At 76.7% G+C, this 23,882-nt stretch carries 18 protein-coding genes; 5 read left to right on the top strand and 13 right to left on the bottom strand.

The annotated features are described in order from the left end of the window. Positions 1–2 precede the first annotated feature (2 nt). Positions 3–812 carry a carbohydrate ABC transporter permease gene (locus tag A3CO_RS0105975; protein ID WP_018331329.1) on the top strand — a complete coding sequence of 270 codons (810 nt, stop codon included), beginning with the start codon at positions 3–5 and terminating at the stop codon, positions 810–812. Here the strand turns inward: A3CO_RS0105975 and A3CO_RS35360 are convergent. Then, positions 755–1,282, bottom strand: coding sequence for a hypothetical protein (locus tag A3CO_RS35360; protein ID WP_018331328.1), 528 nt, complete (start codon positions 1,280–1,282; stop codon positions 755–757). The genes A3CO_RS0105975 and A3CO_RS35360 overlap by 58 nt on opposite strands. Before the next feature lie 250 nt (positions 1,283–1,532). Here A3CO_RS35360 and A3CO_RS35355 point away from each other — a divergent pair, with 250 nt between their 5' ends. From A3CO_RS35355 to A3CO_RS0105960, 3 genes are read left to right on the top strand one after another with little or no spacing between them, the layout of a single operon-like run. After that, entirely contained in the window at positions 1,533–2,048 is a 516-nt protein-coding gene (locus tag A3CO_RS35355; protein WP_018331327.1) for a cytochrome P450, read from the top strand. A 36-nt stretch (positions 2,049–2,084) separates the two neighbouring features. Further along, positions 2,085–2,558: a MarR family winged helix-turn-helix transcriptional regulator gene (locus A3CO_RS0105965; protein ID WP_018331326.1), complete on the top strand. Its 474-nt coding sequence runs from the start codon at positions 2,085–2,087 to the stop codon at positions 2,556–2,558. Continuing rightward, a complete protein-coding gene (locus A3CO_RS0105960) occupies positions 2,555–3,250 on the top strand; it encodes an SDR family NAD(P)-dependent oxidoreductase (protein WP_018331325.1) in 696 nt (231 codons plus the stop codon). Before A3CO_RS0105965 ends, A3CO_RS0105960 begins: the two co-directional genes overlap by 4 nt. Positions 3,251–3,259: 9 nt before the next feature. On the opposite strand, the gene A3CO_RS0105955 is transcribed toward A3CO_RS0105960, so the two are convergent. From A3CO_RS0105955 to A3CO_RS0105930, 6 genes are read right to left on the bottom strand one after another with little or no spacing between them, the layout of a single operon-like run. Then, positions 3,260–4,915, bottom strand: a complete 1,656-nt coding sequence (locus A3CO_RS0105955; protein WP_018331324.1) for a fatty acyl-AMP ligase — start codon at positions 4,913–4,915, stop codon at positions 3,260–3,262. Further along, complete coding sequence (locus A3CO_RS30365; protein ID WP_018331323.1) at positions 4,899–5,684, bottom strand: thioesterase II family protein; 786 nt, start codon at positions 5,682–5,684, stop codon at positions 4,899–4,901. Before A3CO_RS30365 ends, A3CO_RS0105955 begins: the two co-directional genes overlap by 17 nt. Beyond that, positions 5,681–6,919 (bottom strand): cytochrome P450, encoded by a 1,239-nt coding sequence (locus A3CO_RS0105945; RefSeq protein ID WP_018331322.1) that lies wholly within the window; start codon positions 6,917–6,919, stop codon positions 5,681–5,683. The genes A3CO_RS30365 and A3CO_RS0105945 overlap by 4 nt, the downstream gene beginning before the upstream one ends. Further along, positions 6,916–7,767, bottom strand: coding sequence for an SAM-dependent methyltransferase (locus A3CO_RS0105940; protein WP_018331321.1), 852 nt, complete (start codon positions 7,765–7,767; stop codon positions 6,916–6,918). The genes A3CO_RS0105945 and A3CO_RS0105940 overlap by 4 nt, the downstream gene beginning before the upstream one ends. Further along, positions 7,764–8,009, bottom strand: a complete 246-nt coding sequence (locus A3CO_RS0105935; RefSeq protein WP_018331320.1) for an acyl carrier protein — start codon at positions 8,007–8,009, stop codon at positions 7,764–7,766. The genes A3CO_RS0105940 and A3CO_RS0105935 overlap by 4 nt, the downstream gene beginning before the upstream one ends. After that, positions 8,006–8,944 (bottom strand): acyl-CoA desaturase, encoded by a 939-nt coding sequence (locus A3CO_RS0105930; protein ID WP_018331319.1) that lies wholly within the window; start codon positions 8,942–8,944, stop codon positions 8,006–8,008. Before A3CO_RS0105930 ends, A3CO_RS0105935 begins: the two co-directional genes overlap by 4 nt. Before the next feature lie 184 nt (positions 8,945–9,128). On the opposite strand from A3CO_RS0105930, the gene A3CO_RS0105925 reads away from it, so the two are divergent. Then, positions 9,129–10,097, top strand: a complete 969-nt coding sequence (locus A3CO_RS0105925) for a type IV toxin-antitoxin system AbiEi family antitoxin domain-containing protein (protein ID WP_018331318.1) — start codon at positions 9,129–9,131, stop codon at positions 10,095–10,097. A 13-nt stretch (positions 10,098–10,110) separates the two neighbouring features. Here A3CO_RS0105925 and A3CO_RS0105920 read toward each other — a convergent pair whose 3' ends face one another. From A3CO_RS0105920 to A3CO_RS0105895, 6 genes are read right to left on the bottom strand one after another with little or no spacing between them, the layout of a single operon-like run. Further along, on the bottom strand, positions 10,111–11,454 hold the full coding sequence (locus A3CO_RS0105920; RefSeq protein WP_018331317.1) for an acetyl-CoA carboxylase biotin carboxylase subunit: 1,344 nt from the start codon (positions 11,452–11,454) through the stop codon (positions 10,111–10,113). Beyond that, complete coding sequence (locus A3CO_RS30360; RefSeq protein WP_018331316.1) at positions 11,451–12,008, bottom strand: acetyl-CoA carboxylase biotin carboxyl carrier protein; 558 nt, start codon at positions 12,006–12,008, stop codon at positions 11,451–11,453. Before A3CO_RS30360 ends, A3CO_RS0105920 begins: the two co-directional genes overlap by 4 nt. Next, the gene (gene accD, locus A3CO_RS30355) at positions 12,005–13,798 is read right to left on the bottom strand and encodes an acetyl-CoA carboxylase, carboxyltransferase subunit beta (RefSeq protein ID WP_018331315.1); all 1,794 of its coding nucleotides are present in this window, start codon (positions 13,796–13,798) and stop codon (positions 12,005–12,007) included. Before accD ends, A3CO_RS30360 begins: the two co-directional genes overlap by 4 nt. Next, positions 13,795–15,363 carry a PfaD family polyunsaturated fatty acid/polyketide biosynthesis protein gene (locus A3CO_RS0105905; RefSeq protein ID WP_018331314.1) on the bottom strand — a complete coding sequence of 523 codons (1,569 nt, stop codon included), beginning with the start codon at positions 15,361–15,363 and terminating at the stop codon, positions 13,795–13,797. The genes accD and A3CO_RS0105905 overlap by 4 nt, the downstream gene beginning before the upstream one ends. Then, entirely contained in the window at positions 15,351–17,348 is a 1,998-nt protein-coding gene (locus A3CO_RS39935) for a hotdog family protein (RefSeq protein ID WP_018331313.1), read from the bottom strand. Before A3CO_RS39935 ends, A3CO_RS0105905 begins: the two co-directional genes overlap by 13 nt. After that, positions 17,345–23,860: a type I polyketide synthase gene (locus A3CO_RS0105895; RefSeq protein WP_018331312.1), complete on the bottom strand. Its 6,516-nt coding sequence runs from the start codon at positions 23,858–23,860 to the stop codon at positions 17,345–17,347. The genes A3CO_RS39935 and A3CO_RS0105895 overlap by 4 nt, the downstream gene beginning before the upstream one ends. Between the last annotated feature and the right edge of the window lie 22 nt (positions 23,861–23,882).

Genomic DNA, 23,882 nt, shown 5'->3' with positions numbered 1-23,882 from the left:
TGATGACCGACCGGATGCGGGCGGTGCGCGGCCACGTCGTGCTCGTGCTCGTCGGGCTCGCCTGCGTGTTCCCGATCTACTGGATGTACGCCACGTCGCTGCGCCGCCCGAACGACGTGTTCGAGACGTCGCTGCTGCCCTGGCCGCTGTCGCTGGCGAGCTACGGCGAGGCGGCCCGGGAGCTCGACGTGCTCGGGCTGCTCGCGAACACCACGCTGGTGGCGGTCGCGGTGGCGGTCGGCCAGCTGCTCGTGGCGCTGCTCGCCGCGTACGCGTTCGCGGCGTACCGCTTCCGCGGGGAGAAGCTGCTCTACCTCGCGATGATCGGGACCTGGCTGGTGCCCTTCCAGGTGACGATGCTGCCCAACTACGTGCTGCTCTACCAGCTCGGCCTGCTCAACACGCTCTCCGGCGTGGTGCTCCCCCAGCTGCTCTCCGGGGTGGGGGTGCTGCTGCTGCGCTCGCACATGCGCTCGATCCCCGCCGAGCTGCTCGAGGCGGCCCGGATGGACGGCCGCGGCTCGTGGGGCACGCTGTGGACGGTCGTGGTGCCGGTGCTGCGCCCGGCCCTGGCCGCCCTGGCGATCCTGCTCTTCGTCACGGCGTGGAACGAGTACTTCTGGCCGGCGATGGTGCTGCAGCGATCCGGCGCGGTGATCCAGCTCGGCATCCGCGGGTTCCTCGGCACCGAGGGCGTGCGGTGGGGCCCGCTGATGGCGGCGTCGGGCCTCGCCTGCCTGCCGGTGTTCGCGCTCTACCTCGTCCTGCAGCGCCAGGTGGTCAGCGCGTTCGTGCGCTCCGGGCTGCGGTGAACGACCTCCGGCGCCGGTGGGCCGCCTCGCACGGCGTCGTCCGCGGCGCCGTGCGGCGGCGGGCCCGCGCCGGGGTGGCCGACGCGGTGCTCGCCGACGACGGGGCGGACGCCGGGCGCCGGCACCAGGCGTGGGCCGAGCTCCGCCGTCACCGTCCCTTCGCCCCGGGCGCCCTCCCGGGGACGCTCGTGACCGTCCACCACGACGTGGCCCGCGAGGTCCTGGCCTCCCGCGCCCTCGCCATGCCCCACCCGCCGTCGGGCGGAGGGCCCCCCGGGCCGCAGCACCGGCCGTCCCTCATCGCGCTGGACGGCGCCGACCACGCCCGTCACCGGGCCCGCCTGGCCCGCGCCTTCGCCCCGCGCGCGGTCGCCCGGTGGGCCGGCGAGGCCGCACGGATCGCCGACGAGCTCCTCGACGACCTGCCCGCGACCGCGGACGACGACGGTGTCGTCGACCTCGTCGCGCACTACGCCCACCCGCTCCCGCTGCGGCTGGTCACGGCATTGCTCGGGCTGCGCACGCCGTTGCCCGACGACCTGCCGCGATGGAGCGAGTCCGTCGTCGCGGCGCTGGACACGGGGCTGACCTTCGAACGCTTCGCCGCCGTCGAGGACGACCTGGCGGCCGCTCGCGGCGTGGCTGCGCGACGAGGTCCGGCACGCCTCGGGGCTGCTGGGCGCGCTGACCGACGGCGACCCCGACGACGCCGACGACCTGGTGGTCACGGCGATGTTCCTGCTCGCCGCGGGCTTCGAGACGACCACCCACCTCGTCTCCGCGGGCGCGGTCACCCTGGCCGCGCACCCGGACCAGGCCGCGCTCCTCGACGCGGAGCCGGAGCGCTGGCCGGACGCCGTCGACGAGCTGCTCCGTCGGGAGGGCCCGGTCACGCGGGCGGCCCGGCGGGCGGTGGGCGACGTGGCGATCGCGGGGACGACCGTGCCCGCGGGCACCCTGGTGCTCGTGCACGTGGCCGCGACGGGCCACGACCCGGCGGTGTTCCCCGACCCGGACCGCTTCGACGTCCGACGGCCCAACGCCCGGGCCCACCTGGCCTTCTCCCACGGCCCGCACCACTGCCTCGGCGCCGGGCTGGCCCGGCTCGAGGCGGCCACCGCACTGGCGGCGCTGCACCGCCGCTTCCCCGCGCTGACCCCGGTGGGGCCGGGCCAACGGCGGCCGACGGTGCTCGTCGCCGGCCGCGCGACCCTGCCGGTGCGGCTCCACGCCTGATACCTGTCGGTTGACACCTGTCATACGATAGCTTTCATGGCAGGGGACGAGACCGCGCGGCTGTTCAAGCTCGCCGACCGGATCCTCGCCGTGGGACGACTGATCCACGCGGCGAAGGACCCGGCGTTCGCGGGGCAGTCGTGGACCCCGCTCGAGAGCGCCGTGATGCGGGTGATCGACCGCGAACCCGGCGTCACCGCCGGCGCCGCGGCCGCGGCCACCCAGCTGGTGTCGAGCAACTTCAGCCGGGCGCTGCGCGGGCTCGAGCGCAAGGGCCTCGTGCGCCGCGTGCCCGATCCGGCCGACGCCCGCCGCGTCCACCTCCACCCCACCGACCGGGCCCACGCGAACCTGCGGGAGCTGCAGCGGATCTGGAGCGACCTGCTCACCGGGATCATCACCGATCCCGCCGAGCTCGACACCGTCGTCGAGGTCCTGCGCCGGATCGAGACCGAACTCGCCGACCGCCGGGCCCGGCCCGGACGGACGGCCACCGAGGAGTCGACATGACCGAACTGACCGGGAAGACCGCCCTCGTCGTCGGGGCGTCCCGCTCCCTCGGGCTCGCGCTCGCCCGCGAGTTCGCCGAGCGCGGGTGGCAGGTCGTCGCCACGGTGCGCGGCCGGGAGCCCGAGGCGCTCACCGAGCTCGCCCGGACGACCGGACGGGTGCGCGTCGAACACCTGGACATGACCGTGCCCGAGCAGATCGGGGCGCTGGCCGCACGGCTCGCGGGCACCCCGCTCGACCTGCTCTTCGTCAACGCGGGCATCACGGGCGAGGACCGACCGGTCGCGGAGGTGCCGACCGAGGAGTTCGTCGAGGTGATGGTCACCAACGCGCTCGCCCCGCTCCGCGTCGTCGAGGGCCTCGGCCCGCTCGTGGTCCCGACCGGGACCGTGGCGGTGATGTCGTCCCGGCAGGGCAGCCTCACGATGAACACCCGCGGCGGCCACGAGGTCTACCGGGCGAGCAAGTCCGCGCTCAACCAGCTGATGCGGTCCTACGCCGCCCGCCACCACGACGACCCGCGGACGCTGCTCCTCCTGCACCCCGGCTGGGTGCAGACCGACCTCGGCGGACCGGGAGCACGGCTCACCGTCCCCGAGAGCGCCCGCGGCGTCGCCGACGTCGTCGAGAAGCACGCCGGCGAGCCCGGCCTGCAGTTCCTCGACCACACCGACCAGGTGGTGCCGTGGTGAGCCCGACGCTCACCCCGACGGCGCCGCCCCGGGCGCCGGGAAGCCCCCGGCGAGGTGCATCTCCCGGGCGGCCCGACGACGGATCTTCCCGCTGCTGGTGCGCGGGAGGGCGCCGGGACGGGTGAGGACGACGGCCGCGAGCGCCAGGTCGTGCTCGCGCAGGACCGCGGCGCGCACCGCGCCGGCGATCCCGTCCCGGTCGGCGTCGTCGCGCACCTCGCCGACGACGACCACCCGCTCGCCGCCACCCTCGTCGTCGGGGAGGCCGAAAGCGGCCGTCGTCGCGGGGCCGCACGGGGCGAGCGCCGGGTGGGCGCCGAGCACGGTCGCCTCGAGGTCGCCGGGGTGGTGGTTGCGGCCGCGGACGACGACGACGTCGCTGCGCCGGCCCACGACGTAGAGCTCGCCGTCGACGAGCGCACCGAGGTCGCCGGTCCGCAGCTCGCCGCCGCCGAACGTCGCGGCCGTGGCCGTGGGGTTGCGCCAGTAGCCCGCCGTGACGTGCCCGCCCGCGACCCGGATCTCCCCGACCTCGCCGTCGGCGCAGGGGGCTCCGGTGTCGGGGTCGACGATGCGGACCTCCTCCCCCGGGAGCACCTCCCCCGACCCGACGAGGGTCCGCGTCCCGGGCCGGAGGCGGCCGCGGGCGAGGGCGTCGGGGTCGACGTCGAGGAACCGCGGGCCGCGACCGGGCCGGCTGCCCGTCACCAGGAGCGTGGCCTCGGCCAGGCCGTAGCAGGGATAGAGCGCGCCGGGGTCGAGACCGGCGGGGGCGAACGTCGTCGCGAAGTCCCGGAGGGTGGACGGGCGCAGCGGCTCGGCGCCGTCGAAGGCGACCGTCCAGCAGCTCAGGTCGAGCCCCTCGGGGAGCCCCGTGCGGCGGGCGGCCGCGACGCACGCCGCGAACGCGAAGTCGGGCCCGCCGCTGGTGCGTGCCCGGTAGCGGGACACCGTCTCGGGCCAGAGGAGCGGGCGGCGGATGAACGTCGACGGGGCCATGAGCACGGCGAGCGTGCCGAGGTGCAGGGGCTGCAGGACGTTCCCGATCAGCCCCTGGTCGTGGAAGAGCGGGGCCCAGCCGACGAAGGTCGACGTCGCGTCGTGGCCGAAGGCGCGCCGGATCATCTCCTGGTTGGCGGCGAGGGCGCCGTGGGTGACGACGACGCCCTTCGGTGCGGCGGTCGAGCCCGAGGTGTACTGCAGGAACGCCGGGGTCGCGGGGTCCGCGGGCCCGTCGTCGGGCGGCCCCGCGGCGACGCCGCCCACCCTCAGCCACCGCAGGTGCGGCGCGAGGGCGGCCCGGGCCGCCGTCGTCGTGGCGGCGTCGGCGAGGACGAGCGCGGGGTCGGCGTCCGCGACGATGCGGCGCGTCGCGTCCTGCACGTGCCCGCGGCGGGGCGGCGCGACGGGGACGGCGATCACCCCCGCCTCCAGGCAGGCGAAGAAGGCCACCAGGAACTCCAGGCCCGGGGCGAACACCAGCAGCGCGCGGTCGCCGGGGCGGGCGTGCGCGGTCAGCCGCACCGCCGTGCCCCGGGCCCGGGCGTGGAGCTCGCCGTCGGTCAGCGCGTCGACCTCGGCCCCGTGCTCGTCGAGGAAGACGTAGGCCCGGCGGTCGGGGGTCTCGCGGGCGCGGCGACGCAGGACCTCACGCGGGCCGGCCATCGGCGACCTCCGCGGCGTCGGTGAGCACGGCCCAGTCCTCGCGCAGCCCGGCGACCAGGGCGGCGCGTGCGGCGTCGTCGAGCAGGTGGCCGCCGGGCAGCCGGCGGGCCCGGAAGCGGCCGGCCGTCACCCGGCCCCAGGCGAGGGTCTCGGCGCGGTCCACCGCCGGGTCGTGCTCCCCGACGAACGCGGAGACCGGGACGGCGAGACCCGGCCGCTCCCGGTGGGCGTAGGTCTCCCCGAGCTCGAGGTCGGCGCGCGCCACGCGCAGGGCGTAGCGGCGGCCCGCCGGGGTGCGCACGGGCGGTGGCGGGCCGTCCGGGGTGCGCGCCATGGCGTCGAGGCCGGCGAGGAGCTCGGCGTCGGGCAGGAGGTGCAGCAGGGGGAACCGCCGGGGCAGGTGGGGTGCGCGGCGACCCGACACGGCCAGGTGCACCGGCGGGAGACCGACCGCCTCCAGGGCGCGGGCGAGCTCGTAGGCGACCAGCGCGCCCATGCTGTGCCCGTAGAGCGCCACCGGCCCGGTGAGCGCGAGCCGGGCGACCTCGGGGCCGAGCCCGGCGACCGCCTCCGCCACCCGGCGGACCGGGGGTTCGTCGGCCACCTCCTCGCGGCCCGGCAGCTGGACGCGCACCACCCGGACGTCCGTGCCGAGCAGGGCGGGCCACCGCGCGAACGACGAGGCGCCTGCCCCGGCGTGCGGGAGGCAGACCAGGGTGAGCGGGGCCCCGGCGTCGGGGACCCGCAGCCAGCTGCGCCGGCTCCTCACCGGAACGCCACCGGCAGGCGCGCGACGCCCCGGACGATCCGGCTGTGCTCCTGCCAGGACACCGGGCCGTCGAGCCGCAGCGTGCCCGGGAGGACGAGCAGGGCGTGGAGCGCCACCTCGGCGACGAGGCTCGCGAGCGCGGCGCCGACGCAGCCGTGCAACCCGCGGCCGTAGGCGAGGTGGGCCGTGGGCGCGCGGGTGACGTCGAGGACGTCGGGGTCGTCGAACGCCTCCGGGTCCCGGTTCGCCGCGCCGAGGCAGAGCAGGACCTGCGCGCCGCCGGGGACGACGGCGTCGGCGAGCGGGATCTCCCGCGTGGTGGCGCGCCGGGTGAGCTGCAGGGGGCTGTCGAAGCGCAGCAGCTCGGCCACGGCGGCGGGGAGGCGCCGTGGATCGGCCCGCAGCAGCGCGGCCTGGTCGGGGTGGGTGAGCAGGGCGTGCAGGCCGTTGCCGAGCAGGGCCGCCGTCGTCTCGAGCCCGGCGACGAACGTCATGATCGCGACGAGGACGAGCTCCTCGTCGTCGAGCCGGTCGCCGTCGGGGGTGCGGGCGGCCGCGAGGGCGCTCAGGAGGTCCTCCCCCGGGTCACGACGGCGGGTGGCCACGACCTCGTGCAGGGTCGCGGCGAAGGCGTCGAGGGCGGCGGCGACGTCGGGGAGGTCGGCCGCGGTGAGCAGGCCGGGCTCGAGCAGGAACCGGATGCGGTGGGTCCAGGCGGCGAGGTCGCCACGCAGCGCGGGCGGCAGGCCGAGGGCGTCGGTGAGGACCGCCAGCGGGAGCGGCGCGGCGAGATCCGCGACGGCGTCGCCCCCACCCGCGAGCCGGAGGGCGGTGGCGAGCCGGCGGGCCGCGGCGGTCGCGCGCGGCCGCAGCGCGCCGAGCGTGCGCGGGCCGAAGGCCCGGCCGGTGAGGGCCCGCAGCCGCCCGTGCCCGGGGGCGTCGGTGAACACCAGCGAGGTGCGCGCGAGCCGCCCGATGCGTGCGAGGGACCCCGGCGCCACGGGGGCGGCCGGGCCGAGCCGCTCGGTCTGCCGGTCGACGAGGTCCGGGATCAGGCCCACCGAGGTCGACCGGTCCCGGAGCACGACCGTGACGTCGGCGTGGCGGGTCAGCACCCACTGGCCGAGGGCGCGGTGGACCGGCGCCTGCTCGCGCAGGGCGCGGTAGTGCGGGTAGGGGTCGGCGCGGAACCCCGGGTCGAAGGGGTTGAACCGGACGGTCCCCGACGCGGTCACCGGGTCCCCGTCCAGGCACGTCCCCGCGGGGCGAGGACCAGGCGCAGCAGCCCGATGCGGCCCATCCGGAACCCGAGCGCGGACTGACGCAGGTAGCGCTCGTAGCGGGCGGTGACCTCCTCGCCGACGAGGGCGACGGCCTCGGCCCGGCGCGCCCGCAGGTTCGCCGCCCACCGCTCGCAGGTCCAGGCGTAGTCGAGCGGGTCGTCGCGCAGCCGCCGGATCTCCATGAGGCCGTCGGCGGCGGCGGCGAGGTCGAGCAGCGACGGCAGGTCGGCCGCCGGGAAGATCTCCTGCTGGATGAACGCGCTGGCGTCGGCGCGGTCCATCGACCCGTAGGCGATGGTCTGCAGCGAGAGCACCCCGCCGGGCGCGAGCCAGTCGCGGCACCGGGCGAGGAAGTCACGGTAGCGGCCCACGCGGCGCCCGTCGTCGTCCTCGGGACGGGCGAAGTGCTCGAGGGCGCCGACCGAGACGATGCCGTCGTAGGGCGCGTCGGGGACGTGGTCGGTCCAGTCCTCGACGCGCACCTCGACGCCGGGGCGGGCGGTGGCCCGGACGTGCGCGGCCTGCTCCTGCGCCAGGGTGAGGCCGACGGCCGTCGTGGTCCCGCGCCGCACGGCCGCGTCGAGCATCCCACCCCAGCCGCACCCGACGTCGAGCAGCCGCGGGCAGGGCCCGACCGCGTCGAGGTGGAGGGCGACCTTGCGCGCCTGGGCCGCGGCGAGCCCGTCGTCGGGACCCTCGGGCAGGGCGCAGGAGTAGGTGAGCCCCGGGTCGAGCCAGAGGCGGTAGAAGTCGTTGCCGACGTCGTAGTGGTGGCGGACCGCCGCGGCGGTGGACGTCACGCCGCGACCAGCTCGGCGTGGACGGTCGCGGCGACCGCGGCCAGGGTCGGGTTCTCGAACAGCGACTCCGGGGGGACGTCCACGCCGTAGCGGGCCTCGATCTCCAGGAGCAGGGAGACGGCGAGGGCGGAGTCGACGCCGAGCTGGTCGAAGTCGGCGTGCGGGTCGAGGGAGGCGGGGTCGGCGCCGAGGAGGTCGGCGAGGTGGCCCCCGGCCCAGGTGAGGATCTCGTCGGTGCTCATGCGGTGACCTTCTTCGCGGCGATGCGCTCGGCGGTGGGCGTCCTGAGATCGCGGGCGAGGCCGACGGCCTGCAGCGCGCGGATGAGCCAGAACCCGGGGTCGGGCCGATACCACTGCAGCCCGAAGGTGGGCGACTCCGGGAACGCGTGGTGGTTGTTGTGCCAGGACTCGCCGAAGGTCAGCAGGGCGAACACCCCGCCGTTGCGGCTGTTCTCCCGGGACGCGTACGGCTTCGTGCCCCACCGGTGCAGCAGGCTGTTGATCGCCCAGATGATGTGCTCGAGGACGACGATGCGGACCAGGCCGCCCCAGAGCAGCCCGGACAGCGCCCCGGCCCAGCTGAGGTGGACGAGCCCGCCGATCAGGGTGGGCAGCGCGAGGCCGAGGAGGACCCACGTGTCGTAGCGGCGGCCCACGGCGACGATCCGCCGGTCGCGCAGCAGGTCGGGCGCGTAGTGGGCGACGTTCGGGTACTCGTGGCGGCGCATCCACAGGAAGTGGGAGTGCAGGAGCCCGCGCAGCACGCCGCGCCAGCCGTCGCCCGAGAGGTTCGGGGAGTGCGGGTCGCCCTCGCGGTCGCTGCACTCGTGGTGGCGGCGGTGGATCGCCACCCACGACACCACCCCGCCCTGCCCGGCCATCGACCCGGCGACCGCGAGGGCGGTGCGGGTCGCGGGGGACGCGGTGAACGTGCGGTGGGTGAACAGCCGGTGGTAGCCGACCGTGATGCCGAGGCCGGTCACGATCCACATGCCGACCAGCAGGGCGATCTCGGTGACCCCGAACGGCAGCACCGGGAGCAGGGCCAGGGCGGCGACGGCCCCGACGATGGGGGCGACGTCGAAGAGCAGGAAGTGCCGGCGCTGCAGGCGGTGCAGGTAGGGGTTGCTGATCGTCCTGCGGGCGGGCTCACGGGGGGCGGTCGTGTCGACCATGGGGAGCTCCGGGAGGGGCGGGGGCGTCGTGATCGATCGTGGTGCGTGGGACGACGACGTGGTCGGCGCAGAGGGAGGGGCTCTCGGGCGATAGGAGGTGCTTCGCTCGTGAGCACTTTCCGTGGCTGGAGCCACGGAAAGTGCTCACGGGAACCGCAGGTTCACCCCGCGACTCCAAGCCCGTGTGGACGAGAATCCGGAGTACTGGCAGCGGTTGCGGCGCGAGCAGGAGAACGTCGCGAGCGTGCAGCAGGCCCTCGCGCAGGGGATCACCGAGAACGCGATCCGGGCCCACGTGGCCGCCGGCCGGTGGGTCCCCCTGTTCCGGGGGGTGCTGGCCCTCGTCAGCGGGGAGCCGACGGCGAGCATGTGGCGGCGGGCGGCGCTGCTGTTCGTTCGCGGGCCGGCGCTGCTGAGCCACGCGTCGGCGGCCGCGGTGCACCGGATGCCGGGCGCCTCGGACGTCGGACCGATCCACGTGACGGTGCCCTACGGCTCGTCGGCCCGCGGCTGCCCGGGCATCACGGTGCACCGCAGTCGCGCCTTCGCCCACCTCGCCGCGGCAGGGGTCGATCCCCCGGTCACCGGCCGGATCGTGACCCTCGTCGACCTCGCCGTGCAGCGCGACGACGCCCGCGGGGCGATGCGCTTCATGACGGCGGGTGCGAGCGCGTCGCGGCTGCCGGGCGCCGACATCCGGAAGACCCTCGAGCTCCGGCCGCCCCGTCGCTACCGCGACGCGCTGCTCGCGGCCGCGGAGCTGCTGGAGTCCGGCGTCCAGTCGGTGCTCGAGGCCGACTACGTCACGGACGTCGAGGCTCCTCACGGGCTCCCGCCCGCCACCCGGCAGGTCCGGCGGCGGACCGAGGCCGGGACCTTCGTGGAGGACGCGGAGTACGACCTCCCGCTCGGCACCCTCACCGTGCGGCTCGACGGCTGGGCCACCCACCGGACCCGCCGCACCGCCTACCGGGACCGGAAGCGGGACAACGTCGCCGAGCTCGAGGGCCGCGCCCGGCTCGTGTTCGGCACGGAGGAGGTGTGGACCGAGACGTGCGGGACGGCGCGCGTCGTCGCCCGTCGGATGCGTCAGCTGGGCTGGCAGGGCACGTTGGTGCGCTGCCGCGCCTGTGAGCACTTGCCGTGGCCATAGCCACGGAAAGTGCTCACATGGCGTCAGCCACCGTCGAGGTGTCGTGCTCCACCGCGACGACGCGGGGGTGGTCGAGCAGGTCGCGCAGGAAGCCCGCCGTCGTCGCGATGCCTGGGCCCTCGATGCGGACCTCGGACAGGGCGCCGCGCATCCGGGCCAGGGCGCGCTCGCGGTCGGGGGCCCAGACGACGACCTTCGCTAGCAGCGAGTCGTAGGCCGCCGGCACCCGGTACCCGGCGTGCACGTGGGTGTCGACGCGCACGAACGGCCCGGCGGGCAGGTCGCACCGTGCGATGAGGCCGGGCGTCGGGACGAAGCCGCGGGCCGGGTCCTCGCAGTTGATGCGGCATTCGAGGGCGGCGCCGCGGACCACCAGGTCGGCCTGGGTGTACCCGAGCGGCTCCCCCGCCGCGATCCGCAGCTGTTCGGCGACGAGGTCCATCCCGGTCGCGATCTCGGTGACCGGGTGCTCGACCTGCAGCCGGCAGTTGACCTCCATGAAGAAGAACGCCGGGATCGTGGGGTCGACGAGGAACTCCACGGTCCCCGCGCCCACGTAGCCCGACGCCTGCACCATGCGCACGGCGGCGTCGGCGATCTCGGCGAGGAACGACGGCGGCAGGGCCGGGGCCGGGCACTCCTCGACGAGCTTCTGGTGCCGGCGCTGCAGGGTGCAGTCGCGGGTCCCGAGGTGGACCGCGTGGCCGTGCGCATCGGCGAGGATCTGCACCTCGACGTGGCGGGCGGAGTCCAGGTACCGCTCCAGGAACAGGCGGCCGTCGCGGAACACGGCGACGGCCGCGGCGCGGGTCTCGGCCCAGGCGCGTGGGACGTCCGCCGCGCGGCGCACCACCGCCATCCCGCGCCCGCCCCCGCCGGCGACCGCCTTGATGATGACCGGGTAGCCGATCTCGTCGGCGAGCGTCTGGGCGGCGTCGGCGTCGGCGAGCTCGCCGCGGGAGCCGGGCAGCAGCGGCAGCCCGGCCTCGATCGCGGTGGCCCGGGCGCGGGCCTTGTCCCCCAGCGCCTCGATCACCGGGACGGGAGGCCCGACGAAGGTCAGGCCCTCGGCCGTGCACACCTCGGCGAAGTCGGGGTTCTCGGAGAGGAAGCCGTACCCGGGGTGCACCGCGTCGGCGCCCCGGATGCGCGCGGCCTCGACGAGCGCCGGGATGTTGAGGTAGCTCGCCCGCGCCGCAGCCGGCCCGACCTGCACCGACTCGTCGGCCAGCCGCACGGCCAGCGAGTCGCGGTCGGCCGCCGAGTGCACGGCGACGGTGCCGAGCCCGAGGTCCCGGCACGCCCGGATCACCCGGACCGCGATCTCGCCGCGGTTCGCGATCAGCACCTTCTTCACGACGGCGCCCCCGCGTCGCCCACCAGCCGCAGCACGGGCTGCCCGTGCTCGACCGCCTCGCCGTCGCCGACGAGGAACTCCGCCACGGTCCCGGACCGGTCGGACTCCAGCGGGATCATCAGCTTCATCGCCTCGACGATGCCGATCTGCTGCCCGACCGACACGCTGTCGCCCTCGCCGACGAACGGCGTCGCCCCGGGCTCGGCGGCCCGGTAGAACACGCCGACGGTCGTCGAGCACACCGTCGGTCCCTCCCCGACGACGGCGGCGGGCGCCGCCTCCGTCACGGGCGGCCCGACGGCAGGTGGGGGCGCGGGGGCGGGCGCCGCGGCGGGGGCGGGAGTGCCCGGCCCGACCTCGACGGTGACCGCGCCGGCGGCGACCCGCACCGTGCCGAGGGGTGCCAGGTCACGGACGTGGCGGACGAGTACGGCGAGCACGGCGTCCAGCTCGGCGGGCGGGGGCGCGGCCCCGTCGTGCGCGGGTGGCGCCGTCCCGGCGTCGGAGGTCAGCAGCGTGCCGTGGCCGTCCCGGGCGGCGGGCGCGGTGCTCATGCGGACTCCCGGACGTCGAGCTCGGCGGGGGCGTCGGTCGGCGTGGTCCCGGTCGGCGTGGTCCCGGCCGGCGTGGTCCCGGCCGGCGTGGTCCCGGCCGGCGTGGTCCCGGTCGGCGTGGCGTCGGCGGCACCGACCGCGGTCTCGGCGCCGTAGGCGCGGAACCGGGCCCGGCGGGAGGCGACGAGCGACCCGCCGTCGTGACCCTCGAGGGTCTGGAGGGCCGCGGACACGGCGTCGCGCAGCGTGCGGGCGGCGACGAGGTGGTCGGAGTCGGCGCCGTCGCCGGGCTCGGGAACCACGCCGTCGGCGATGCCGAGCCGGAGCAGGGCGCGGGCGTCGACCTGCAGGGCCGCGGCCGCGCGCGGGGCCTGCGCGGCGTCCTTCCAGAGGATGGAGGCGCAGCCCTCGGCGCTGATCACCGAGTAGACGGCGTTGGCGCAGACGAGGACGCGGTCGGCGACGGCGAGGGCGAGCGCCCCGCCGCTGCCGCCCTCCCCCGTGACCACGGCGACGACCGGCACCGGCAGCGAGGCCATCAGCCCGATGTTCTCGGCGATCGCGAGCGCCTGGCCCTGCTCCTCGGCGGCGACGCCCGGGTAGGCGCCGGCTGTGTCGATCAGCGTGACGACGGGCAGGCCGAGCTTCGCGGCCAGGGTCATCACGCGGGCCGCCTTGCGGTAGCCGGCCGGGCCGGACATGCCGTAGCCGCGGGCGGCGAGGGAGGCCGCGTCGTGGCCCTTCTGGGTCCCGACGACCGCGACGGGCCGGCCGTCGAGGCGGCCGAGGCCGGCGACGATCGCCGGGTCGTCGCCGTGGCGGCGGTCGCCGTGCAGCTCGACGAAATCCTCGACGACGTGGGTGAGGTAGTCCAGCGTCGTCGGGCGCCCGAGCCGGCGGGCGAGTCGCACCGCCTCCCAGGGGTCGCGCTCGGGCAACGTCGCGGGGTCCGTGACGAGCGGGGAGGTGCGCAGCGGCCGGGGACCGCCGGCGGACGCGGCGCCGAGCAGCCGGCCGATCGTGGTCCGCAGCTCGGCGCGCGGGACGATCAGGTCGAGCATGCCGTGCGCGAACAGGAACTCGGCGGTCTGGAAGCCCTCGGGCAGGTCCTCGCGGATGGTCTGCTCGATCACGCGGCGGCCGGCGAATCCCAGGCGGGCGCCGGGCTCGGCGATCACGACGTCGGTCAGGGTGGCGAAGGACGCCGCGACGCCCCCGTAGGTCGGGTCGGTGACGAGCGAGATCGTCAGCACCCCCGCCTCGTCGAGGGCCCGCAGGGCCGCGACGGTCTTGGCCATCTGCATGAGGGCGACGACGCCCTCCTGCATGCGGGCGCCCCCGGAGGCGCAGACGAGCAGCAGCGGCGTCCGCTCGGCCAGGGCGGCCTCGGCGGCCGCGGTGATCCGCTCGCCGACCGCCGCGCCGAGGCTGCCGCCGAGGAAGCGGAAGTCCATGACGGCGGCGACGACGGCGCGGCCCGCGACGGTGCCGCGGACGCAGAGGACGCCCTCGTCGAGCCCCGTGCGCGCGCGGGCCTCGGCGACGCGCTGCGGGTAGGGGCGGCTGTCGACGAAGCCGAGCGGGTCGACGTCGGTGGCGGTCGGTTCCCAGGTGCGGGCGGTGTCCGCGTCGAACAGGTCGGCGACCCGCTCCGGGGCGGTCAGCGGGGCGTGGTGCCCGCAGTCGGGGCAGACCTGGCGGTGGCGGCGGAAGCGGCGGGCGTAGAGCAGGGTCCGGCAGCCGGCACAGACCAGCCAGTCGCCGGTGTCGTCGGTACGGGCGGCGGTCATCGGTTCTCCCGGGTGGCGAGAGCACGGGCGGTGGCGTGGGCGGCGACGGAGCCGGGCCCGTCGTCCGTCGGCGGTGACGGGCGGTAGGTGCTCGCCGAGGCGGGCAGGCGCAGCCCGGCCAGGCGCAGGGCGGTGGCGCGGGCCTCGACGGCGGCGCCGTGGAGCAGGGCGTCGGTGACGTCGGCGACGCGGCGGTGCGCGGGGGCGGCGAGGTGGGTGCCGGCGACCCAGGCGTTGAACGCGCCCATCGCCGGGCCGCACCAGATCTGGTAGTCGAGGACCCGGTCCGGCTCGCCGCGGCTCGACCAGGTGGACGACAGGCCGAGGTACCAGCGGAACACCAGGGCCATCCGCCGCTTCTCGTCGGCCTCGGCGCGACTCACCTGCGACGGGTCCCGCTCGGCGAAGAAGCGCCGGGTGTCGTCCCAGACGTCGACGACGGGCCGGCGCAGGATGCGCTCCTCGAGCTCGGTGCGCTCGGCGGTGGTGAGGTCGGCCAGCGAGTCGCGGCTGCGGTAGAGCTCGTACAGCCGCCGGGCGCGGGCGGGGAACATCGTGCCGCGTCCGAGCACCTGGACGTCGACGCCGAGTTCGAACATGTCTGCCGAGGGCGCCATGACGGTGTCGGCGACCCCGGCGGCGGCGAGCAGCTCCTTGGTCGCGGCGCACTGGTCGGCCTCGACGCAGGACTGGTTGACCGAGCCGGTGACGACGTAGGCGGCGCCGGCGGCGAACGCGGCGGCCATCGCCATCGGGGTGCCGATGCCGCCTGCGGCGCCGACCCGCGCCGTCGTCGTACCCGTCTCCCGCGCCACCTGCTCGGCGAGCGCGAGCATGGCGGGCAGCAGGACCGGGAGCGGACGGCGGTCGGTGTGGCCGCCCGAGTCGGCCTCGGCGGTGAGGTCGTCGGCCACCGGCACCCGGCGGGCCAGGTCGGCCTGCTCGGCGGTGATCGCGCCGCGTCCGACGAGCCGCTGCAGCAGCGGCGCCGGGGCGGGCCGCAGGAAGACCGACGCGACCTCGGCGCGGGAGACCTTGGCGATGACGCGGTGGTCGGTCGCGACGCTGCCGTCGGGCTCACGCCGCAGGCCCGTCGCCCGATACCGGACGACCTCCTCGGTGAGGTCGAGGAACGCCGACGCCTCGACCGTGCGCACCCCGTGCCGCAGACAGGCGTCGACGATCATGCGCTCCAGCGCCGGCTCGTGCGGGCTGTGGATGAGGTTGACCGCGTACGGGGCGCCGACGCGGTCCAGCTCGGTGAGGGCCTCCTCGATGCGGGCGGCGGTGAGGCCTGCCGCGCCGAACGAGCCGAGGTAGCCCGCGCGGGCCATGGCGGCGACCAGGGCGGCCGACGCGATCCCGCCCGCCATGGCGCCGCTCATCACGGCCCGGCGCACACCGTGGTGCCGCCGGAACGCCGCGGCGCCCAGCGACTCCTCGCGGATCGGCCCGACGGCGGCGAGCACACGCTGCCCGGCCGCGGGAGGCTCCGTCGTCAGGACCGGGCCCCGGGGACCGGCGACGGCCCAGCAGGGGCGGTCGAGGGTGGTCAGGGCGTCCACGGTGCAGCTCCGTCCTCGCGCAGCTCGACGGTCGCGTTCAGCACCTCGTAGATCCGCAGCCCGGGCTTCCACAGGCTCGCGTCGGCGCTGACGCGGATGCGACCAGGTCGGCGCTCGACGCCCCGCAGGTGCACCTCGAAGGTCACGGTGCCGTCGGTCGGAACCACCTGGCCCCGGTAGCGCCAGGTCAGCGGGGCGCCGACCGGGACGACGAAGGCCGGGTCGTCGAGCTCGTCGGCGAGCCCGGCGTCGAGCGCCCATTCCTGCATGGCCTGGAGCACCTGCTCGACACCGAGCGACCCGGGGATGACGGGGTCGAGGTGGAAGTGGCGTGCGAAGTACCAGGCGCCCGGGTCGATGGGCTGGGAGACGTGGAGGTAGCCCTGCCCGTGTTCGCCGCCGTCGTCGACGACCGTGACGTGCTCCAGGAGGGCGAGGTGGTCGACGGGTGTCCGGGGTCCGCCGGCGGCACAGCGCGCGGCCGCGTCGAGGGTCCGGCGCCGGGCGGGCCGCTCGCGGTCCAGCCAGGTCGGGACGTCGCGTCCGCCGTCGAGCCCGGTCTGGTTGGCCATCGTCGTGGCGGTGAAGAACCCGAACATCGACTCGCCGTCGTAGAAGGGCTCACCGTCGACGGTCAGGGAGTACGTGAAATCCTGCAGGATCGAGCCGGGCATCGGCGTCGTGGCGGTGATCCGGGAGTGCTGGCGGATCGTCCGGTCCCGGAGGTCCAGCTCGCGGCGCAGGGTCGCCGTGCCGCCGAGGTTGCGCAGCACGTAGTCCTGTCCGGGGTCGGACAGCGTGGCCCCGAGGTGGTAGCCGACGAGCAGCGCGGACTGCAGCGACGTCTCCATGAGCATCACGTTCGGGGCGTCGACGTTGCCGGTGTCGTGGAAGTACCAGGCGTCGGCCGGGGCGTCGTACTCGGTGACGTACGTGGCGTCGGTGAAGGCGCCGCGCTCGCCGTCGATCGACACGACCCGGTCGACCAGCTGCAGCCCGTGGCTGGGCAGCCGCGTCGCCCGTCGCCCGACGAGGTGGGCGTACTGCGGGCCGTGGGCGAGGCCCGGTTCACCGCGCGCCATGTGCGTGAAGTGGAACTCGCCGAGCACGGCGAGCTCGCCCTGCGAGCAGACCCGGCCGGAGGTGGCGAGCCGGCCGGTGGCGTCGGGGCCGACCACGGTCCCGGGCAGCTCCCGGACGGTGACGGTCACCTCATGGGCGCCGACCCGGGCGACGACGTGCGGCCGCGGGATCAGGTCGACCTCGAGGGCGTCGACGGTCAGGTCCCCGCCCACCGGAGTTTCGGGGGCGTCGGTCGTGGCCGCCAGCGCGGTGCCGGCCAGCACGAGTGGCAGCCCGAGCGCGACCGCCAGGACCTCGACCGCCTCGACGGCGGCGCCGCGCAGGGTGGCGCCGGCGGCCGGGGTGGCCCGGAGTCCGCCGCGCCCCCCGGCGCCGCCGCGGACGTCGAGCCCGGCGACGGCGTCGAGCTGCCCGCCGGAGGTGCGGACCGCCGGGTTGGTGCCGTGCTGGTCGTAGGCCGGCCCGAACACCCCGGCCAGGTCCCCGGCGGCGAGCGCGTCGAGGGCGGCGCGGTCGAGCTCGGCGCGCTCCGGCCGGGCCGGCGGCTTGAAGGCGGCCTCGCGGGTGGGTGGGGGCGGTGCGTTCGGAATGAGCGGCCCGTTCGTGGCTTCTCGCTGCACGAACGACCCGGTCGTTCCGGTCCGGTCGGTCCGGGCGGGGCCGGACGGGCTCGGGCCACCGATCAGCACACGGCGGGCCAGTGCGGTCTGCGCGGTCAGGGCGCTCGCGTGGGCGGCGACCACGCCGGCGCGCAGCCGGGCCAGGGTCGCGGCGGGCCCGGGCGAGCCGGCACCCGTCGTCGGGACGGCCACCGGGGCAGCGGGGGCAGCCGGAGCAGCGCTGGGGGCCGGGGCCGCGAGCGGGTCGAAGGCCTCGCCGTCGAATTCCAGGACGGCGCTCATCGGCCGGCCACCGTGGCGGTGCCGTTCCAGGAGGCGACCCCCCGGGCGAAGCGGTCGTCCATGCCCGCGGTGGTCACCACCTCGACGTCGATCCACCGCTGCAGGACCCGCCCGTCGGCGGCACACACGGTGACGTCGCAGCGCAGCGTGCTGCTGCTCGCCCGCGGGTTCTCGACGAGGAGCACGAACCGCTCGCCCGCCGGGATCACCGCGTCGAGCTCGATCCGCCCGACCGCGAGCGGCAGGCAGGCCGAACCCAGGAGCCGGTGGCCCAGGACCAGCGGGCCGTGCAGGACGACGTCGGCGGTCACCGGGTCGTGCCGTCGACCGGCGTAGGCGCCGCGGGCGAGCGGGGTCAGGGGCAGCTCGCAGGCGAGCACGACGCGCTGGTCGGACTGCTCGAGGACCCGTCGGACGCCCTGCAGGACGGGGCCGTGGAAGAGGACGGCGCGACGGTAGAGCCCGCTCGCGTCCTCCCCCGCTCCGGTGGGGAGGTCCCGGACCGGCGGCGCGGTCGTGCCGGGCGGCCCGAGTCGGAGGGTCGCGGAGTAGCGCGGGGCGGACCCGGCGCCGCGGACGGCGACCGCGACGGTGCCGTCCGGGCCCGGCGCGTCGAGGTCGGCGGTGAGCCGCTCGGCGGGCTCGGCGCCGAACACCAGCCCGGTGCGCACGGCGAGGTCGCGGACTCCGGTGACGACGCGGTCCGGACTGCGTCGCTCGGTGGCGTCGATCATCCAGCCGAGGGCCACGGTCGCGGGGAGCACCGGGTCGTCTCCGATGCGGTGCGCGGCGAGGACGGGGTCCTCGCGCAGCGCCTCGAGGTCGCGGGAGGTGGTCGCCGGCAGGGCGACCGGTCGGGGCTCGTCCCCGGTGAGCGGGTCGGGTGCGCCGAGCAGGACCCAGCCGGTGGCCCCACCGGTGAGGTGGTCGGCGAACGCGCGGGACCCGTCGTCGGGATCGATGAGCGGGACGCCGAGGGCGCGGAAGTGCTCACGCAGGTCGGGCGTGACCATGCCGCCGTCCCAGGCGCCCCAGGACAGGGTGGTCACGTGCCGGGGGGCGCGGTGGCGGTCGGCGCTGGCGCCGATGCGGGCGAGCGCCTCGTTGGCGAGGGCGTAGTCGGCCTGGCCGGGGTTGCCGTGCACGCCCGCGACCGAGCCGAAGAGCACCACCGTGTGCAGCGGGGCGTCGCGCAGTGCCTCGGTGACGTGGTGCAGGCCCGCGAGCTTCGGGGCGAGCACCCGGTGCACGGCGGCGCGGGTCTTGTCCTCGAGCTTCGCGTCGGCGAGGGCCCCGGCGGCGTGGACGAGCACGGTGGCGCGGTGGGCGACGTCGGCGAGGGCGTCGCGGACCTGGTCGGCGTCGGTGACGTCGACCGCGGCGTAGCGTGCCGTCGCCCCGTGGGCACGGACGGCCTCCAGCGTGGCCCGCACCTCCCGCTGGGCGAGGACGTCGTCGCGGGCGGCGGCGACGTCGCGCGGGCTGGGCCGTCCGTCGGCGCCGAGCGCGGCGGCGGCGGCCGCGGTGAGCCCGTCGTCGGGAACGCCGACGGCCCACGCGGGCTCCTCGGCGAGCGCGGTCCGACCGAGCAGCACGACCTCCGGGGCGACCCGGCGCACCAGCTCCCGGACGCACGACGCGGTCACGCCGCGGGCGCCGCCGGTGACCACGACGACGTCGTCCCCGCCGACCGGCGTGCCGTCGCCGGTGGCCGGCGCGGGCCGGTCGGCGACGCGGACCGTGCGCCGGTGGCCCTCGGCGTCGACGCCGACCTCGACGACGTCGGTGGCGGCGTCGCCGAGTTCCGCGAGCACGACGGCGGCGGCCGCGTCGGGCCCGTCGACGGGGGCGATGTCGAGGGCCCGGCAGAACAGCCCGGGCGCCTCGCGGGCGAGGGTCTTGACGAGGCCGCCGACCCCGGCGAGCGCTGCGTCGGCGGCGATGCGGTGGCCGAGCAGGCCGAGGCCGCCGTCGATCCGGGTGACGGTGACGAAGGCGGCGCGGGTACCGGCCGCGGCGGTCCGGGTGAGCGGGGTCTTCGCGGCGCCGGCGATCAGCACCGCGTCGGCGAGCTGGCAGACGCTGCCGGGCAGGTCCTCGTCGTCGCGCAGGGCGACCAGGACGGCATCGACCCGGCCGGTCAGGGCCTCGTCGAGGCCGTCGACCGTGCGCTCGTCGTGGGCGTTTAGCCAGTCGCACCCGATCGTCTCGGGCAGGCCGACCCGGCGGACCGTCCAGCCCGCCGCCGTCAGCGCGGCCTCCAGCGCGTCGGGCTCGGGGCCGCCGCGGTCGACGAGGACGGCGACCGGGTCGGCGGCGAAGGCGGGCGCCCCGTCCTCCCGGTCGGGGAGGTCGACGAGCTCGACCGCGTGCCGTCCCAGGTCCCCGTTCCCGACGACGGGTGCGGGCGCCGGTGCGGGGGTGGCCGGGGTGTCGGTGGTGTCGGTCGTGTCGGTCGGCTCGCTGGCGAAGTGGGCGACGATCTGGTCCAGCGTGCGCAGCTCGGCCATCGACTCCGGGCCGATCGCCGGCAGCTGCGGATAGCGCTCCTGCACCGCCCCCAGCACCTGCACCCGCTTGATCGAGTCGACCCCCAGGTCGGCCTCCAGGTCCAGCCCCGGGTCCACCATCGACGCCGGATAACCCGTCTTGTCGGCCACCACCTCGACGAGCACCCGCCGCAGCGCGGCGGCGTCGAACCCGCCGACGGCCGGTGCTGCCGGGGCGGCCGGGACGTCGGCCGCGAAGTGCTCGACGATCTGGTCCAGCGTGCGCAGCTCGGCCATCGACTCCGGGCCGATCGCCGGCAGCTGCGGATAGCGCTCCTGCACCGCCCCCAACACCTGCACCCGCTTGATCGAGTCGACCCCCAGGTCGGCCTCCAGGTCCAGCCCCGGGTTCACCATCGACGCCGGATAGCCCGTCTTGTCCGCCACCACCTCGACCAGCACCTGACGCAACGCGGCCGTGTCGAACCCGGTGGCCTCGGGGGCCGGCTCCGGCGTGGACGGCGTCGTCGGCGCGTGCCCGTTCGTCGCGATCACCTCGTGGCGAGGGGCGCCCACGAGCGGCTCTACCGCGCGAGGGGCCCCGTCGCTCGGAACGACGACGGGCGGAACGTCCCGGCGAAGGGCGCCCGCCGCCGGCTCTATGGCGCGAGGGGACCCTTCGGTCACGACGTCGGCCGCGATCGCTGCCGGGGCCGCCGCGCCCTGCTCGAGCGCCGGCGCGCCGTCGAGCGCCGCCAGGGAGGCCAGCACCTCGTTGGCGCGCACGTGCGCCCGCGACATCGCGTCGGCGTGGTCGGCGACGGCGCGCAGACGCTCGGTCGTGTCCGGGCCGGCGTCGGTCCGCCAGGTGTCGACGAGGCGCTGGGCGAGGTCGAGCTGTCCGTCGAGGTAGCGGGTGTGCAGGGCGGCGTGCTGGGCGAGGACGTCGGTGGACGTCTCGGGCACGGGGACCTCCGGGGTGATCGGGCGGGGGGCGCCCACGGCCTGCTCCACTGCGCGAGGGGACCCGTCACTCGGGACGACGGCGGCCGCGCTCCCACCGTGAGGGGAGGAATCGAGCGCTCTTGTGGCGTGAAGGTTCCCCTCGCGCAGGGCGACGGCGGGAGCGGCCACGGCGGGAGCGGTGACCGCGGGGGCGGACGTGGTGGCGGCCGCCGCGACGGCCTCCAACGGCCGCTCGTCGGCCAGGGCCGCCGCGTACGCCTCGGTCCGGGAGGCCGGGACGTGCTCGGCGCCGCTGAGGGTGACGGTCATGCCGCCGGAGCGGCGTTCGGGCAGCGCCGGCACCGCGCCGCGCACCGGGGCGGACAGCGGCACGCCGAGGACGGCGAGCCGGGCGGCGGCCTGCTCGAGGGCGAGGTCGGAGTCGCCGACGGGGCCGGCGTCGGTCGCGATGGCGACGACCTCGTCGCCCAGGACCCGGCGCACGAGGCCGGTGAGCACCTGCTTCGGGCCGAACTCGACGACGATGCCGGCCGCGGGCCGCAACGCCTCCAGCCCGGCGACGAACTCGACGGGCGACGAGAGCTGCCCGACGAGCACGTCCCGGTTCGCCGCGACGTCGGCGCCGTACGCGGCGCCCGCGGTGTTCGCGACGACGGGGACGCGCGGCTCGGCGATCTCGACGGCGGCGACGGCCTCGCGGAACGGCGCCACGGCGTGCGCCACGTGCGCGGTGTGGAACGCGGCGGCGACCGGCAGCGCCTTCGCGCCGATCCCCTGCTCGCCGCACCGCGCGACGAACCGCTCGACCTGCTCGGTGCCGCCGCCGACGACGACCTGCTCGGAGGCGTTGTGGTTGCACACCGCGACGTCGTCCAGCCCGGCGTCGGCGATCAGCGCCTCGACCCGGTCGCGCGACGCCGAGACGGCCGCCATCGTCCCCGGGTCGCCCGAGCCGGTCGGCGCCATCGCGGCACCCCGCGCCCGGGCGAGCGTGAAGAAGTCGGTGTCGGTGAGCGAGCCGGCGGCCCACAGTGCGGTGAGCTCGCCGAAGCTGTGGCCGAGCGCGGCCGACACCGTGAGCCCGCGCTGGGAGAGCGACCGGAACTGGCCGGCCGACAGGGCGCCGATCGCCGGCTGGGCGGACGCGGTCGCCCGCAGCGCCGCCTCCTGCTCCCGGCGCTGCGCCGCGTCGAACACCGGCGGCGGGAAGATCGTGGCGCCGAGCCCGGGCACCGCGGCGTCAGCGACGTCGAGGGCGTCGGCCACGGCCGGGTCGTTCAAGGCGGCGTCGAGGCCCATGTCGAGGTACTGGCTGCCCTGGCCGGCGAACACCGCCGCCACCCGGCGGTCGGCGAGCGGGCGGCGGCGGAACCAGATGCCACGCGGGTGCGACCACTCCGCGGCGTCGTCGGCGAGCGCCCGCAGGCCGGACGCGGCCAGCGCCCGCAGCTCCGCCGCGTCCTCGTCGCCGACCGCGGCGAAGCCGACGCGGACGTGGTGGTCCGGCACCGGCCCGTCGTCGGGACGGGCGTCGGAGTCGAGCAGCGCCACCAGCGCCGGCACGTCGGCGGCGTGGAGGACGCACGACCGCGCGGTCCGGTGCAGCACCGGCCGCGGCCCGGTGACGGGCTCCTCGGCGAGCACGACGTGGAAGTTGGTGCCGCCGAAGCCCATCGCGGAGACGGCGCCGCGGCGCGGCCGGCCGCTGACCCAGGGGCGGGTGCGGGTGTTGGCGTAGAGCGCGGAGTCGGCGCCGAGGGCCTCGTTCGGCTGCTCGACGTTGATCGTCCCGGGCAGCACCCGCTGGTGCAGGGCGTAGGCGACCTTCATGAGGCTCGCGGTGCCGGCGGCGCCCTTGGTGTGGCCGATCTGGGACTTCACGCTGCCGATCGCCACCGAGCGGGGCGCGGCGCCGTGGTCGGTGAGCAGGCCCCCGAGCGCGGTGAGCTCGGTGCGGTCGCCGACCGCGGTGCCCGTCGCGTGGGCCTCGACCAGGCCGAGCTCCGACGGGGAGAGCTGCGCGTCGTCGTAGGCGCGCTCGAGGGCGAGGCGCTGCCCCTCGGCGCGGGGGGCGTAGATGCTCTTGTGCCGGCCGTCGCTCGACGAGCCGAGGCCGGAGATGACCGCGTAGACCCGGTCACCGTCGCGGCGGGCGTCCGCGAGGCGCTTGAGGGCGAGCATGCCGATGCCCTCGCCGATGAGCGTGCCGTCGGCGGACGCGTCGAACGGACGGATGCGGTCGGTGTGCGAGAGCGCCCCGACCTTGGCGAAGCACAGGTAGATGAAGATCGAGTTCTCGGTGTCGGCGCCGCCGGTGAGCATGAGGTCGGCGCGGCCGTCGACCAGCTCGGCGACCGCGACGCGGATCGCCGACAGCGAGGCCGCGCAGGCCGCGTCGACCGTCGAGTTCATGCCGCCGAGCCCGAGCCGGTTCGCGACCCGCCCCGCCGTCACGTTCGGCAGCAGCCCCGGGAACGAGTTCTCGACCCACGGCGCGAAGGCCTGCGCGTAGGTGTCGGCGATGCGGCGGCCGTCGTCCTCGGAGAGCCCGCAGCTGCGCACCACCTCCCGCAGCACCGGCGTCGAGAGCCGCGCCGCGAGCGGGTGCATGAGCGGGACCGGCCCGGTGACGCCGAGGACGCACCCGGTGCGGCTCGGGTCGTACCAGCCCGAGCCGGGGGCCCCGGCGTCGGCGAGGGTGCCCCGGGCGACGCCGAGCGAGAGCGTCTGCAGCGCGCTGGTGACCTCGAGCTGGTTGGGCGGGAGCCCGAACTCGAGCGGGTCGAACTCGACGTCGGGGACGAACCCGCCGCGGCGGGAGTAGGACTTGTCCGGCGCCGCCGGGTCCGGGTCCCAGTGGTCGGCGATCCGCCAGCGGTCGGCGGGGACCTCGGCGGTGCAGTCGGTGCCGTCGACGATGTTCTGCCAGTAGTGGCGCGCGGTCGGCGCCTGCGGGAAGAGCCCACCCATGCCGACGACCGCGATCGGGGTCCCGGCGAGCCGCCGGGCGGAGAACTCGTCGGGGCGGTGGGGGGAGGCGGGGACGGCGGTGCTCACGGTGCTCCTCGAGGGGCCGGGG

Origin of the sequence: Actinomycetospora chiangmaiensis DSM 45062, from assembly GCF_000379625.1 — a bacterium.
In the GTDB taxonomy this organism is placed as follows: Bacteria; Actinomycetota; Actinomycetes; order Mycobacteriales; family Pseudonocardiaceae; genus Actinomycetospora; species Actinomycetospora chiangmaiensis.
Note: the sequence above shows the minus strand (reverse complement) of the source record. Positions and strands in the feature narration are given on the sequence as shown.